The organism is Streptomyces sp. NPDC031225 (genome assembly GCF_055570355.1).
Genome location: NZ_JBVIHJ010000004.1, coordinates 409,172 through 423,948, shown reverse-complemented (window position 1 = coordinate 423,948; position 14,777 = coordinate 409,172). Strand labels below are relative to the sequence as shown.

9 protein-coding genes and 3 tRNA genes are annotated in these 14,777 nt (G+C 69.7%); 7 read left to right on the top strand and 5 right to left on the bottom strand.

The annotated features are described in order from the left end of the window. Nucleotides 1–40 precede the first annotated feature (40 nt). The 4 genes from ACZ48Z_RS09435 to ACZ48Z_RS09420 all read left to right on the top strand — a co-directional run bounded on the left by ACZ48Z_RS09435 (nt 41) and on the right by ACZ48Z_RS09420 (nt 6,209). Entirely contained in the window at nt 41–1,294 is a 1,254-nt protein-coding gene (locus ACZ48Z_RS09435) for a deoxyguanosinetriphosphate triphosphohydrolase (RefSeq protein WP_468735198.1), read from the top strand. Between the two features lie 134 nt (nt 1,295–1,428). After that, nucleotides 1,429–2,694, top strand: coding sequence for an NAD(P)/FAD-dependent oxidoreductase (locus tag ACZ48Z_RS09430; protein ID WP_468735197.1), 1,266 nt, complete (start codon nt 1,429–1,431; stop codon nt 2,692–2,694). Between the two features lie 107 nt (nt 2,695–2,801). Then, nucleotides 2,802–4,706 (top strand): DNA primase, encoded by a 1,905-nt coding sequence (gene dnaG, locus ACZ48Z_RS09425; RefSeq protein WP_468735196.1) that lies wholly within the window; start codon nt 2,802–2,804, stop codon nt 4,704–4,706. Between the two features lie 213 nt (nt 4,707–4,919). Next, entirely contained in the window at nt 4,920–6,209 is a 1,290-nt protein-coding gene (locus ACZ48Z_RS09420; RefSeq protein WP_468735195.1) for an RNA polymerase sigma factor, read from the top strand. Nucleotides 6,210–6,400: 191 nt separating this feature from the next. Here ACZ48Z_RS09420 and ACZ48Z_RS09415 read toward each other — a convergent pair whose 3' ends face one another. The 4 genes from ACZ48Z_RS09415 to ACZ48Z_RS09400 all read right to left on the bottom strand — a co-directional run bounded on the left by ACZ48Z_RS09415 (nt 6,401) and on the right by ACZ48Z_RS09400 (nt 12,098). Next, entirely contained in the window at nt 6,401–8,329 is a 1,929-nt protein-coding gene (locus tag ACZ48Z_RS09415) for an ABC transporter ATP-binding protein (protein ID WP_468735194.1), read from the bottom strand. Further along, nucleotides 8,329–10,062, bottom strand: a complete 1,734-nt coding sequence (locus ACZ48Z_RS09410) for an ABC transporter ATP-binding protein (RefSeq protein ID WP_468735193.1) — start codon at nt 10,060–10,062, stop codon at nt 8,329–8,331. Before ACZ48Z_RS09410 ends, ACZ48Z_RS09415 begins: the two co-directional genes overlap by 1 nt. A gap of 170 nt (nt 10,063–10,232) precedes the next feature. After that, a complete protein-coding gene (locus ACZ48Z_RS09405; protein WP_468735192.1) occupies nt 10,233–11,675 on the bottom strand; it encodes an FGGY family carbohydrate kinase in 1,443 nt (480 codons plus the stop codon). A 117-nt stretch (nt 11,676–11,792) separates the two neighbouring features. Continuing rightward, nucleotides 11,793–12,098, bottom strand: coding sequence for a YtxH domain-containing protein (locus ACZ48Z_RS09400; protein WP_468735191.1), 306 nt, complete (start codon nt 12,096–12,098; stop codon nt 11,793–11,795). A gap of 156 nt (nt 12,099–12,254) precedes the next feature. On the opposite strand from ACZ48Z_RS09400, the gene ACZ48Z_RS09395 reads away from it, so the two are divergent. The 3 genes from ACZ48Z_RS09395 (at nt 12,255) to ACZ48Z_RS09385 (ending at nt 12,649) form a co-directional block, all read left to right on the top strand. Continuing rightward, nucleotides 12,255–12,327 (top strand) — tRNA-Asn (locus ACZ48Z_RS09395). A 6-nt stretch (nt 12,328–12,333) separates the two neighbouring features. After that, nucleotides 12,334–12,406 (top strand) — tRNA-Asn (locus ACZ48Z_RS09390). A 169-nt stretch (nt 12,407–12,575) separates the two neighbouring features. After that, nucleotides 12,576–12,649, top strand: a tRNA-Ile gene (locus ACZ48Z_RS09385). 1,124 nt (nt 12,650–13,773) lie between these two features. Here ACZ48Z_RS09385 and ACZ48Z_RS09380 read toward each other — a convergent pair. Beyond that, nucleotides 13,774–14,607, bottom strand: a complete 834-nt coding sequence (locus ACZ48Z_RS09380; protein WP_468735190.1) for an enoyl-CoA hydratase/isomerase family protein — start codon at nt 14,605–14,607, stop codon at nt 13,774–13,776. Nucleotides 14,608–14,777: the final 170 nt, after the last annotated feature.

Sequence of the window (14,777 nt, the reverse complement as noted above, 5' to 3'; positions counted from 1 at the left end):
GTATACGCGGATTGTCAGTACCTGCCCGTACTGTCGAGACATGTTGTACGACCCGCAGTCAACCGAACGCTGGGCCCCGGAGCCCGACAAGCGCCCAGGCCGCACCGCCTTCCAACGAGATCGTGCCCGCGTCCTGCACTCCTCAGCGCTCAGACGGCTCGCGGGCAAGACCCAGGTGGTCACACCGGGCGAGCGCAACAGCCAGTGGGACGCCAGCCCCCGCACCCGCCTCACCCACTCCCTGGAGTGCGCCCAGGTCGGCCGGGAGCTCGGCGCGGCCCTCGGCTGCGACCCCGACCTCGTGGAGGCCGCCTGTCTCTCCCACGACCTCGGCCACCCGCCCTTCGGCCACAACGGCGAACAGGCGCTGAACGAGTTCGCGGAGGACTGCGGCGGCTTCGAGGGCAACGCCCAGTCCCTGCGGCTCCTCACCCGCATCGAGCCCAAGAGGTTCACCGAGGAAGGCTCCGTGGGCCTCAACCTCACCCGCGCCACCCTCGACGCGGCCACCAAGTACCCCTGGTCCAGAGGGGCCCACCCGAGCGACCCGGCGTCCCAGAAGTTCGGTGCCTACGAGGACGACCGCCCCGTCTTCGACTGGATCCGCAAGGACGCCCCCGGCACCCGCACCACCTTCGAGGCCCAGGTCATGGACTGGGCCGACGACGTGGCGTACTCGGTGCACGACGTCGAGGACGGACTGCACGCGGGCCACATCGACCCCAACTGCCTGCACGCCGAGCCGGAACGGCGCGAGGTCTTCGAGGTGGCCCGCGGCAGGTACGTCCCCGCGGACACCGACCCGGCGGAGCTCGCGGACGCCCTCGACCGCCTCCAGGACCAGGAGTGGTGGCCGCACGGCTACGACGGCTCGGCCGTCGCCCAGGCCCGCCTCAAGGACGCCACCAGCCAGCTCATCGGCCGCTTCTGCCTCGCCGCGGAGACCGCCACACGCGCGCGGTACGGCACCGGGCGGCTCACGCGGTACGGCGCCGAACTCGTCGTACCGCACGAGGCCCGCCTGGAGTGCGCGGTCCTCAAGGCCGTCGCCGACCGGTACGTCATGCAGCGCGCCGAGCAGGAGCTGCTGCGGGCCGACCAGCGGATCGTCGTCGCCGAACTCGCCGAAGCGCTCACCGTCCGCGCCCCGGACGGCCTCGACCCCCAGTTCCGCGCGCTGTTCGACCGGGCGCCCGACGACCGCGCGCGCAAACGAGTGATCGTCGACCAGATCGCGTCCCTCACCGACGCATCCGCCCGCTCGCTTCACGCCCGACTCACGGGGCATGTGTAGAACACATGTGCAGGAGTGACGGGAAACGTGCCTGAATGTGACCCTCCGTGGCCTGATCGGGCCACTCCCTCTTCCCCCATCACACTCCGTGCGGGACGCTCCCATGTGGCGGCACCTTTACGAGGAGGCATCAAGTGGTCGACGCGGATCAGACGTTTGTCATCGTGGGAGGAGGTCTCGCCGGCGCGAAGGCGGCCGAGACGCTCCGGACGGAGGGCTTCACCGGCCGCGTGATACTGATCTGCGACGAACGCGACCACCCCTACGAGCGTCCGCCGCTCTCCAAGGGCTACCTCCTCGGCAAGGAGGAGCGCGACAGCGTCTTCGTGCACGAACCCGCCTGGTACGCGCGCAACGACATCGAGCTGCACCTCGGCGAGACCGTCGACGCCGTCGACCGTACGGCGAAGACGGTCCGCTTCGGCGCGGACGGCACCGTCGTCCGCTACGACAAGCTGCTCCTCGCCACCGGCGCCGAACCCCGCCGCCTGGACGTCCCGGGCACCGACCTGGCCGGCGTCCACCACCTGCGGCGCCTCGCCCACGCCGAGCGCCTCAAGGGCGTCCTGGCCACCCTGGGCCGGGACAACGGCCACCTCGTGATCGCCGGCGCCGGCTGGATCGGCCTGGAGGTCGCGGCGGCGGCCCGGGAGTACGGCGCCGAGGTCACCGTCGTCGAACCCCTGTCGACCCCGCTGCACTCCGTGCTCGGCCCCGAACTCGGCAACCTCTTCGCCGAGCTGCACCGCGAGCACGGCGTCCGCTTCCACTTCGGCGCCCGGCTCACCGAGATCGTCGGCCAGGACGGCATGGTGCTGGCCGCCCGTACCGACGACGGTGAGGAGCACCCGGCGCACGACGTCCTCGCGGCGGTCGGCGCGGCCCCGCGCGTCGCTCTCGCGGAGGCGGCGGGACTGGAGCTGGCCGACCGCGCCCACGGCGGCGGGATCGCGGTGGACGGACAACTGCGCACGTCCGACCCCGACATCTACGCGGCGGGCGACGTGGCCTCCTTCCACCACGCCCTCTTCGGCAACCGGCTGCGCGTCGAACACTGGGCGAACGCCCTCAACGGCGGCCCGGCGGCGGCGCGCGCGATGCTGGGCCGCCAGGTGACGTACGACAGGGTGCCCTACTTCTTCTCCGACCAGTACGACCTGGGCATGGAGTACAGCGGCTGGGCGCCCCCGGGCTCGTACGACGAAGTGGTGATCCGGGGAGACGCGGGCAAGCGCGAGTTCATCGCGTTCTGGGTCAAGGAGGGCCGCGTGCTGGCCGGGATGAACGTCAATGTGTGGGACGTCACGGAGCCCATTCAGGGACTGATCCGATCGGGGACCCGGGTGGACACGGAGTCGCTGGCGGACCCGCACGTACCCCTCGAAAGCCTCGTCCCCTAGGCGTCGGTCCGTCCCCGTGCCGTGATTCCCGGGGGGCGACCCCCGGACCCCCGGCCGGAAAGCCGTCTCGCCCCAGGAGTGTCAGTTCGGCCCCGTAGAATCACCACGTGGCAGGACGGATCAACGACGAGGACGTGAAGGCGGTTCGGGACGCGGTCCCGATCGACGCCGTGGTGTCCGAGTACCTCCAGCTGCGCAACGCGGGCGGTGGCAACCTCAAGGGCCTGTGTCCGTTCCACGACGAGAAGTCGCCGTCCTTCCAGGTCAGTCCGAGCAAGGGTTTCTTCCACTGCTTCGGATGCCAGGAGGGCGGCGACACCATCACGTTCGTGATGAAGATCGACCACCTCACCTTCTCCGAGGCGGTCGAGCGCCTGGCCGCCCAGGCCGGCATCACCCTGCGGTACGAGGAGGGCGGCTACAACCCCTCCCACCAGCGCGGCGAGCGGATCCGCCTGGTCGAGGCCCACAAGATCGCCGCCGACTGGTACATGGAGCAGCTGGCCGGCAACGCGGAGGCCGACGCCGGACGCCAGTTCCTCGCCGAGCGCGGCTTCGACCAGGCCGCCGCCGCGCACTTCTCCGTCGGCTACAGCCCCCAGGGCTGGGACCACCTCACCCGCTACCTGCGCGGCAAGGGCTTCACCGACAAGGAGCTCCTGCTCTCCGGCCTCTCCCAGGAGGGCCGCCGCGGCCCCATCGACCGCTTCCGCGGCCGCCTGATGTGGCCCATCCGCGACATCGGCGGCGAGGTCGTCGGCTTCGGCGCCCGCAAGCTCTACGAGGCGGACAACGGCCCGAAGTACCTCAACACGCCCGACACCGCGATCTACAAGAAGTCCCAGGTCCTCTACGGCATCGACCTCGCGAAGAAGGACATCGCCAAGGTGTCCCGCGCGGTCGTCGTCGAGGGCTACACCGACGTCATGGCCTGCCATCTCGCCGGCGTGACGACCGCGATCGCGACCTGCGGCACGGCCTTCGGCGGCGACCACATCAAGATCCTGCGCCGCCTGCTGATGGACAACGGCTCGGCTCGCGTGATCTTCACCTTCGACGGCGACTCGGCCGGCCAGAAGGCGGCCCTGCGAGCCTTCGAGGACGACCAGAAGTTCGCCGCCGAGACCTACATCGCCATCGCCCCCGACGGCATGGACCCCTGCGACCTGCGCCTGGCCAAGGGCGACGACGCGGTCGCCGACCTCGTCGAACCCCGCACCCCGCTCTTCGAGTTCGCGCTCCGCCAGATCGTCGTCCGCTACGACCTCGACACCCCCGCAGGCCGCGCCGCCGCCCTCGACGAGGCCGCCCCCATCGTCGCCCGCATCAAGAACAGCGGCGCCCAGCACGAGGTCGCCGTCCAGCTCGCCGGCATGCTCGGCATCCTCGACACCCAGTTCGTGGTCAAGAGGGTGGCCCAGCTGGCCCGTTGGGCCCGCGACCGCGGCGGCAAGGGCCCGGCGCCTTCGGGGCGCGGCCAGCAGCAGTCGTACGACGGAGCCCACCGCCCCGCGGTCTCCGGCCCCGCCCTCACCCTGCGCAACCCCGTCTACGCCACCGAGCGCGAACTGCTCAAGCTCGCCCTCCAGCGCCCCGACCTGGTCTCCCCGGCCTTCGACGCGTACGGCATCGACGAGTTCACCGCCGCCCCCTACGCCGCCGTACGCCAGGCCATCATGGACGCGGGCGGCGCCGAGTACGGCGTACAGGACTCCCAGGACTACCTGGTCCGGGTCCGCGAGGCAGCCCCCGACGACGTGGTCCGCGCGATGGTCACGGAGCTGGCCGTCGAGGCGATCATGCGGCGCACCGTCGACGACGTGTACGCGAGCAACGTCCTCGTCCAGGTCCGCCGCCGCGCCGTCGACCGCCGCATCCAGGAGATCCAGGGCACCCTTATCCGCCTCGGCAACGGCGGCGACCCGGCCCACCTGGCCGCCGTGCAGAACGAGGTGTGGGTCCTCCAGCAGTACAGCCAGGCCCTGCGGGAGCACGGCGCCGCCGCTCTCTGAGGGGTTCTCGGAGGCCGCTCCCCTCGGTGCCGTCGTACCGAACCGTCACGTGGGTTTCGTACAAACAAGCGGACGCGCGCGGATCGTTCCAGATCAGGACGGGCGCGGGCTTCCGGGCGCCCGAGACGGTAACCACGCGGTCACGGACCGGACTCAAAAAGTCACCGCACGCCCCTCGTGGCGGCGATGTGTCGTACTCCACACTGGGTTCCGGTGCCTGAGTCCTCGGAGCGCGGCCGATCCGTCCCCAGCGGGTCCCAGACCCCCGCGGTTCCGCTCATCGCGTACGGGACGGACAGCGGCGAGGCCGCCGACTCCGCCCCCGAAGTACCGCTGCCGTCCTCCTTGGCAGCGATCATCCTGGAGGTCGCCCCCGTGCAGACCCAGACCCTCACACAGACCGAGAACAGTGCGGACGACACGGCAGAACCGGACGCCGAGATCGAGGTTCTCGTCGCGGTGCCCCCGCAGAACCGTGCCGTGCACCACCCCGAGGCGGAGCCGGACACCCCGCCCGCCGACGCGCTCGAAACCGTCGAGACCGAGCCGGCCGAGCCCCCCGAACCACCCCGCGGCCGTGCCGAGACCGGCGGCCCGTCCTCGGACCTGTTCCGCCAGTACCTGCGGGAGATCGGCCGTATCCCGCTGCTCACCGCGGCCGAGGAGGTCGACCTCGCCCGCCGCGTCGAGGCCGGTCTGTTCGCCGAGGAGAAACTGGGCAACGCCCCTGATCTGGACAGCCAGTTGGCGCTCGACCTGGACCGTCTTGTCGTCCTGGGCCGGATGGCCAAGCGCCGCCTCATCGAGGCGAACCTGCGCCTGGTCGTCTCCGTGGCCAAACGGTACGTCGGCCGCGGCCTGACCATGCTCGACCTGGTGCAGGAGGGCAACCTGGGCCTGATCCGGGCGGTCGAGAAGTTCGACTACGCCCGCGGCTACAAGTTCTCGACCTACGCCACCTGGTGGATCCGCCAGGCCATGTCCCGGGCCCTCGCCGACCAGGCCCGCACGATCCGGGTCCCGGTCCACGTCGTCGAACTGATCAACCGGGTCATCCGCGTCCAGCGCCGCATGCTCCAGGAACGCGGCTACGAACCCACCCCGGAAGAGGTCGCCGCCCACCTGGACCTCGCCCCGGAACGCGTCAGCGAGGTCCTGCGCCTTGCCCAGGAACCGGTGTCGCTGCACGCCCCGGTGGGCGAGGAGGACGACGTCGCCCTCGGCGACCTCATCGAGGACGGCGACGCGGCATCACCGGTCGAGTCGGCGGCGTTCCTGCTGCTCAGGGAGCACCTGGAGGCGGTCCTGTCGACCCTGGGCGAACGGGAACGCAAGGTCGTGCAGCTGCGGTACGGGTTGGCCGACGGCCGGCCCCGCACCCTGGAGGAGATCGGCCGCATCTTCGGGGTCACCCGGGAGCGGATACGGCAGATCGAGTCCAAGACGCTGAACAAGCTGCGGGACCACGCCTTTGCGGACCAGCTGAGGGGTTATCTGGATTAGGGGGCGGGCGGGTGTCGGGTGCCTGCGGGTTCGTTGTGGCTGGTCGCGCAGTTCCCCGCGCCCCCAGGCGGGTACAGGGGCCGTCGCTCGCATGATGACGCGGCTTCGTGCAGCGCGCCCCTCAGGGGCGCGGGGAACTGCGCGACCAGCCCCCACCGGCCCGCAGACACCCGACGACCCACCCGGCCCCCTCAGTCCACCTCCGCCACCGCCTGCGCGAACTGGGCCTTGTACAGGCGCGCGTACGCCCCGCCGGCCTCCAACAGGTCGGTGTGCGTGCCCTGTTCGACGATCGAGCCGTTCTCCATGACGAGGATCGTGTCCGCGTCCCGGATCGTCGAGAGCCGGTGCGCGATCACGAACGACGTCCGCCCGTGGGCCAGTTTCGCCATCGCCTTCTGGATCAGCACCTCGGTACGCGTGTCGACCGACGACGTCGCCTCGTCCAGCACCAGGATCACCGGGTCCGACAGGAACGCCCGGGCGATCGTGATGAGCTGCTTCTCACCCGCGCTCACCCCGCTGCCCTCGTCGTCGATCACGGTGTCGTAGCCGTCGGGAAGCGTCCGCACGAACCGGTCCGCGTGGGCTGCCCGCGCCGCCTCCTCGATCTCGCCCCGGGTGACCTCGCGGGAGGCGCCGTACGCGATGTTCTCCGCGATCGTGCCCCCGAACAGCCAGGTGTCCTGCAGCACCATCCCGATCCCGGTCCGCAGCTCGTCCCGGGACATCCGGGCGATGTCCACGCCGTCCAGGGTGATCCGGCCGCCCGAGACGTCGTAGAACCGCATGAGGAGGTTGACCAGGGTGGTCTTGCCGGCTCCCGTGGGGCCGACGATCGCGACGGTGTGCCCGGGTTCGACCTTCAGCGAGAGGTCGTCGATGAGCGGCTTCTCGGGGTCGTAGCGGAAGGAGACGTGCTCCAGGGCCACCCGCCCGCGCAGCTCCTCGGGCTTCACGCCCGGTACCGGATCGGCCTCCTGCTCCTCCGCGTCCAGGAGTTCGAAGATCCGCTCGGCCGAGGCGACACCCGACTGTACGAGGTTCGCCATCGACGCGACCTGCGTGAGCGGCATGGAGAACTGCCGGGAGTACTGGATGAAGGCCTGCACGTCACCGATCGACAGCGAGCCGGTCGCGACCCGCAGGCCGCCCACGACCGCCACCAGCACGTAGTTGATGTTCGAGACGAACATCATCAGCGGCTGCATGACCCCGCTGTTGAACTGCGCCCTGAACCCGGCCTCGTACAGCGCGTCGTTCTGCTCGGCGAACTGCGCGGCCGACTCGTCCTGACGCCCGAACACCTTCACCAGGGTGTGCCCGGTGTACATCTCCTCGATGTGGGCGTTGAGCTTGCCGGTGGTGCGCCACTGCTGCACGAAGTGCGGCTGCGAGCGCTTGCCGACCCGCGTGGCGACGACGAACGACAGCGGCACCGTGACCAGCGCGACCAGGGCGAGCAGCCAGGACACCCAGAACATCATCGCGAGGACGCCGATGATGGTGAGCAGCGAGTTGATGAGCTGGCCCATCGACTGCTGGAGGGTCTGCCCGATGTTGTCGATGTCGTTCGTCGCCCGGGACAGGACCTCGCCGCGCTGACGCTTGTCGAAGTACGACAGCGGCAGCCGGGACAGCTTGGTCTGGACGTCCTCGCGCATCCGGAACATCGTGCGGTTGACGGTCCTGTTGACCAGCCGTGTCGCCACCGCCATCAGCAGACCGGCGATCAGGAACACCCCGACCGCGACCAGCAGGACCTGCCCCACAGCGGTGAAGTCGATGCCCTTGCCCGGCGTGAAGTCGGTGCTGCGGAGCATGTCGGCGACCTGACCCTCGCCGCGGTCCCGCATCCCCGCGAGGACTTCCTCCTTGCTGGCGCCGGAGGGCATCTGTCGTCCGATGATCCCGGCGAAGACCAGGTCGGTGGCCTTGCCGAGGATCTTCGGCCCGACCACGTTGAGGCCCACGCTCACCGTGACGCAGGCCAGCATCGCGTAGAGGGTGAGCCGTTCCGGCTTGAAGTGGGTGAGCAGTCGCCTGCCGGACACCTTGAAGTCCAGCGAGCGGTTCTCAGGGCCGCCACCGGCCATCATGCGCCCCATGGGCCCGGCCATCAGGCGGCCTCCGCTTCCGTCAGCTGGGAGAGCACGATCTCCCGGTAGGTCTCGTTGTCCGCCATCAGCTCGCGGTGGGTGCCGGTGCCGACGACCCGGCCCTCGTCCAGGACGACGATCCGGTCGGCGTCGCGGATGGTGGCCACCCGCTGGGCGACGATCACGACGGTCGCCTCCGAGGTCTCCTCGGCGAGTGCCGCCCGGAGGGCCGCGTCGGTCGCGTAGTCGAGGGCGGAGAAGGAGTCGTCGAAGAGGTAGATCTCCGGCCGCTGCACCAGTGTGCGCGCGATGGCGAGCCGCTGCCGCTGACCACCGGAGACATTCGTGCCGCCCTGCGCGATGGGGGAGTCCAGCCCGTTCTCCAGCCGCTCGACGAAGCCCTTGGCCTGCGCCACCTCCAGCGCCTGCCACAGTTCCTCGTCGGTGGCGTCCGGATTGCCGTAGCGCAGGTTGGTGGCGACCGTGCCCGCGAAGAGGTACGGCTTCTGCGGCACCAGCCCGACGGTCCTGGCCAGCAGTCTCGGCTCGATCGTCGACACCTCGGTGCCGTCGACGAGCACCTCGCCCTCCGTCGCGTCGAACAGCCGGGGCACCAGGCCGAGCAGCGTGGACTTGCCGCTGCCGGTCGAGCCGATCACCGCGGTCACCTCGCCGGGCCGGGCCACCAGGTCGATCGCCCTGAGCACCGGCTCCTCGGCGCCCGGATAGCGGAAGCCCGCCCCGCGGATCTCCAGATGCCCGTGCCGCCGCAGCTCGGTGACGGGCGCCACCGGCGGAACCACGCTCGACGACGTCTCCAGCACCTCCTGGATCCGCTCGGCGCACACCTCCGCGCGCGGCACCATCATGAACATGAAGGTGGCCATCATCACGGACATGACGATCTGCATCAGATAGGCGAGGAACGCGGTCAGATCACCGATCTGCATCTGGCCGCTGTCGATGCGGTGGGCGCCGAACCACACCACGGCGATCGACGACAGGTTCACCGTCGTCATGACCACGGGGAACATCAGCGCGAGCAGGTTGCCGGTCTTCAGCGAGATGTCCGTCAGGTCGGTGTTCGCCTTGCGGAACCGGTCCTGCTCGTACTCGTCCCGCACGAACGCCCGGATGACCCGGTTGCCGGTGATCTGCTCGCGCAGCACCCGGTTCACGGTGTCGAGACGCACCTGCATGGACCGGAACAGCGGCCGCAGCCGCCGTACGATCAGCGTCACGCAGATGCCCAGCGTCGGCACCACGGCCACCAGGACTCCGGACAGCGGTACGTCGAGGCCGAGCGCCAGCACGATGCCGCCCACGCACATGATGGGCGCCGACACCAGCAGTGTGAACGTCATCAGGGCCAGCATCTGGACCTGCTGCACGTCGTTGGTCGTACGGGTGATCAGTGTGGGGGCGCCGAACTGGCCCACCTCGCGCGCCGAGAACGACTGCACCCGGTCGAAGACCGAGGCCCGCAGGTCCCGGCCGAGCGCGGCGGCGGTCCGGGCGCCGTAGAACACGGCCCCGATGTTGCACACGACCTGCACCAGCGAGATGCCGATCATGACGGCGCCGTAGCCGAGGATGTAGCCGGTGTCGCCGTTCACGACGCCGTTGTCGATGATGTCCGCGTTGAGCGTGGGCAGGTAGAGGGTGGCGCAGGTCTGGAGGAACTGCAGCAGCACCAGAAGGGCGATGGGTTTCTTGTAGGGCCTGAGATAGGTCCGCAGAAGTCGTATGAGCACGCTACGTCTCTCGGAGTCGGCGACGGGGCGGTTGGTTGCCCCTGGCCCCTATCGTCGGTCACTCCACCCGTGTTACCTCAACCGATTAAGCCGAGAGCAGTGCTTCGTACGACCTTACGGGTCGCCGCCGGGCGCGACTCGTACCGGTGCCTTACCTTCCGGATCCTTCTCTAGCGGAAGGCACCGGGATACGTCTGCTCGCGCACCGCCACGTACTGCTGCCGCACCGCCTGCCCCACCGCCAGCTCCTCGCCCGGCTCCAGGACCTGCGCGGCCGGACCCTGCCACATCGGCGGGTTCCGCGGATCGAGCGTGCCCTGCGACACCCCGAGCGCCCAGGCGGCCTGCCGGGCGGCACCGATCGCCGCGTAGTCCGCCGGCTGCGGCACGACGACCTGCGCGCCGAACAGCGCGGGCGCGGCGGCCTGTACGGCGGACAGCTCGGCGGCGGCCCCCAGCAGGAAGACCCGCCGCACCTCGACACCCCGGCCGCGCAGCACGTCCAGCGCGTCCGCGAGCCCGCACAGCATGCCCTCGAACGCGGCCCGCGCCAGGTGCTCCGGCTTCATCGACTCCCGCCGCAGCCCGCTCAGCGTCCCCGCCGTGTGCGGCAGGTTCGGCGTCCGCTCACCCTCCAGATAGGGCAGCAGTACGAGTCCGTGGGAGCCCGGCGTCGACTTCATCGCCAGATCGGACAGACTCTCCAGATCACTCAGGCCGAGCATCTCGGAGGCCCCGCGCAGGGTCCGTACGGCGTTCAGGGTGGTGACGACGGGCAGGTGCATGCCGGTCGCGTCGGCCAGGGAGGTGATCATCCCCGAGTTGTCGACGAGCGCCTCGGGGTGCACGGCCATCACGGACCCGGACGCGCCCAGGGACACGACGGCGTCCCCGAGCCCGATGCCGAGACCGAAGGCGGCGGCCATGGTCTCCCCGGTCCCGGCGGAGATCAGCAGCCCCTCCGGGGTCGTACCGGCCGCGTCCGAGGGACCGATCACCTCGGGGAGCATCGCCTGGTGGCCGAGAGCCAGCTCGACCAGGTCGGCACGGTAGGCGCCGGTGGCGGCGGACCAGTACCCGGTGCCGGAGGCGCCACCGCGGTCGGTGGTCCGCCGGACCGGCCGTCCGAGCAGCTGCCACACCAGCCAGTCGTGCGCCTGCATCAGGACGGCGGTACGCAGCGCCGCGTCGGGTTCGGTCTTGTTCAGCCAGCGCAGCTTGGTGACGGGCTGCGCGGCCTGCGGCACGCACCCCACCGCCTGGGCCCACGCCTCACGCCCGCCGAGTGCGTCGACGAGGTCGGCCGCGGAGACCTGTGCGCGCTTGTCGCCGCCGACCATCGCGGGGCGGACGGTGTTGCCCTGCGAGTCCAGGGGGACGACGGCGTTCTGCTGGGACGACACGCCGATGGCCTGCACACCTTCGAGGAGCCCGCCGCCGGCGGCTTCACCGAGGGACAGCAGCCAGGCCTGCGGGTCCACGTCGGAGGCGCGGCCGCCGCCTTCCATCGGGTGCGGGGCGTACCCCTGCTTGAGCACGGCACCTGTGTCCGCGTCGCAGACGACGATGCGAGTGAAATCGGGTGAGCTGTCCAACCCGGCGACTATCCCCATGGCGCAAATTCTATGGGCGTAGCGTCGCGGCGGCGCGCGTGGATCGGCCCGTGCGGGCCCTTCGGGGCTGGTCGCACGGGCCGACGTGCCTTCGGGTGCGTTACGTCACCGTCGACTTCAGGTGGTACTGGTGCCCCAGTCGTCCTCTGGTGCGCCGTTCGTGTTGCGATCCCTGAGCGAGCGCACCCGCTGGGTGAGCGACTCCGGCACGCGGTCGCCGACCTTGTCACTGACCGCGTGGTAGGCCTTGCCAGCGTACTGGCGGCCCTGCTGTGCAGCCGACTCCGCGGTGTTGCGGACGGCGGGGTTCTGGGCGACCCGACGAGCGGACTTCTTCAACTGCTCGTAGCGCTCGCGCCCGGCACGGGTGCCCAGCACGTAACCCAGAGTCAGCCCGACCGCGAACGTGAGCTTGTAGCGCATGATGGCCACCCTTCTCTTGCGTAGGTCTCCGGTGCGACGTCGGTGTCGGGGAACCGATTGGCGGAGCACCCCCCTGCTTGCGCTAATGTATGTGTCGCAGCGAGCGTCCGCCCCCTGGCGAATACCCAAGGAGCTTCGTTCGATGCAACGAGGCATTCCTCCGTAGCTCAATTGGCAGAGCAGCCGGCTGTTAACCGGCAGGTTACTGGTTCGAGTCCAGTCGGGGGAGCTTCGATCTTCCGTAGCTCAATTGGCAGAGCAGCCGGCTGTTAACCGGCAGGTTACTGGTTCGAGTCCAGTCGGGAGAGCCCAGATGATCGAGGACCCCGTAGGGGTCCTTTTTCATGTGCGGGGGAACCGTGCAGGTCACGGCGTAGTCCTGAAGGGCATGCGAAGTCGCCCCTGCGGAGCAGGAGATCGTATGAGCGGCTATGCTGCGGCAGACGGCGCGCACACATGTACGCGACACGCCGCGATGGGGCGGTAGCTCAGCCGGTTAGAGCAGCGGACTCATAATCCGTCGGCCGTGGGTTCGAGTCCCACCCGCCCCACCTGTGCAGGCTTCTGACCTGCGGAAACGTTCATTTTTGGGTGTCGGATCGTCAACTTTGCCTGAACGGACTGAATCCGCTGCTCGCGAGTTCGGCCTCGTTCTCGGTGTCGATAGTGCGAATGCCCCCTGACCTGCGCGGATGTTCCAGTTCGTAGCGGTTGAACCTTGCGGTATATGGCTCCTGCGGCTGGTTGGGCGCTGGATTCTGGACGCTGGCTGGACGCGAGGAAACCGGAAGGGGGCGCTCCGGCGCTGATCCATCCGCTCTGCTCAGGGGTGTAGCAGGGTAGGCGCGGTGTGGTGGCGACTGGGCTCGCCTGGATCGTGCCGTTGCCGACGTGGCCGGGCGGCGTGAGGGAGAAACGGCCCGTACTGAAACGGCTCCAGATCGCGCCAGGGAGTCGCCCCCCAGTGCCTCACGGCTTCCTCGGGGCATGTAAGCCGAGAGTTGCCGACGTACCCCGTTCGGCTGCTCGGACTACGGACTGCCTGTAGCTGGGTGGCCGAGTGACGGACGGTGAGCAAGGTGCTGGGCGCCCCACGGTTGGCGTAGCCGCCAACCGTGGGGCGGCGAAAAACGGCCCATACAGGAAACGGTACGAAGGTCAGTCAGGGTGCGGGGAGGGCTGTGGAACCTCACCGCGTTCCGTGGGCGGTGTTTGTTCTGCGGCGCGTGGGACGGGCAAGCCCTGCCTGCACGGGGCTGGCATGAACCCGTTCCAGTCTCAACTGGGTTGCCGGAGCTATCCCCGCCTGCGAGGGGCCGACGTCTGGATCCGGGACCCACACCCCACGGACCCGGAGCTGTCCCCGCGCACGCGGGGACAGCTCCCAGGAAATCGACACCCCTGACATTTCGAGTACGTCGGCCTGAGGACTGCCTCTGCCACTGCCCGACAGGAGGCCGGCTGCCGACACGGAGACGCCGGCCGAGGGGACATGGTCCCTGGTCATGGAGGTCCTTCCTCGTTCCCCGAGGGTGTGGAGGGAGTCGGTCGCGGGACACGCCGTCGCAGATCCGCGGCGGCGAACGACGCCGCTTGCCGTACGGCTCCACCTGGCCCAGCCGGGCATGAGCTGCGGGTCAGTCGGCGGCAACGCGCCCGCCCGCTTCCTCGGCGCTTATCCCTGCTGGTTGATGAGGGCTGCGTAGTGGCCGAGATTCCGCTCGATCTCGTCGAGACCGATCTCGGCGATGGCCTGCCCGAGCTGCGGCACGCGTGCCTGGAATCCCGGCCAGTTGACGGACTCCGCGAACTCCGCCCAGGACGCGCGCAGGTCGGCCACTGGCGGAAGGGTCGACCGGTTGATCTGCGCCTTCGCGCCCAGGACGGATGCCTTGTCGAAGGACGCGATGCGCGCCGCGACACCGTTGACGAGGTCGTCGAGTTCGGCGTCGGGGACGGCCCGGGTCACCCATCCGTACTTCTCGGCGCGCTCGGCGTCGTAGTCCTCGCTGGTGAGGACCGCTTCGAGGGCGCGGTCCCGTCCCAGCAGCCGGGCCAGACGGTCGCTGCCGCCGCCGCCCGGGACGATGCCGATCGCGACCTCGGGCTGGCAGAAGACTGCCTCTTCGAGGCTGGCGTAGCGAAGGTCGAAGGCCAGGGTGATCTCGTCGCCGCCGCCCCGCGTACGCCCGCGGATGGAGGCGATGCTGATGAAGGGGGCGCTGGTCAGGCGGGTGACGAGTTCGACCCACGTCGGGGTTCCGTCCGCGGCGTTCAGTGCCAGGAGCTCGGGCACCTGGCCGAGATCGGCGTGGTTGAAGAAGTATCCGGGTGTGCCGCTGTCGAAGACGACGACCTGAACCTTCTCGTCTTTGCTCAACTCATCGACGACGTCTATCAGTTGGACGACGGTGTCCGCGCCGACGACGTTCACCGGCGGATTCGTGAAGGTGACCCTGCGGATCTTCGGCGCCACGGTCTCGATCTTGAACTGGCTGTGCTGGGTCATGCTGTGCTCCAGTGCTGAGGGGGATGCGTGCGGCGTCTGGTCGCGGTGGACGTTCGTCGGGCCGGTGACGGCGCTGGCCTCTTGGATGGGGGCAGTCGTTGGCGTTCGGGAAGAGGAAGCTGAGTCGTCACGAGCGTTGCTGTGGGTCATGCCGCCGGTGTAGAAAACGG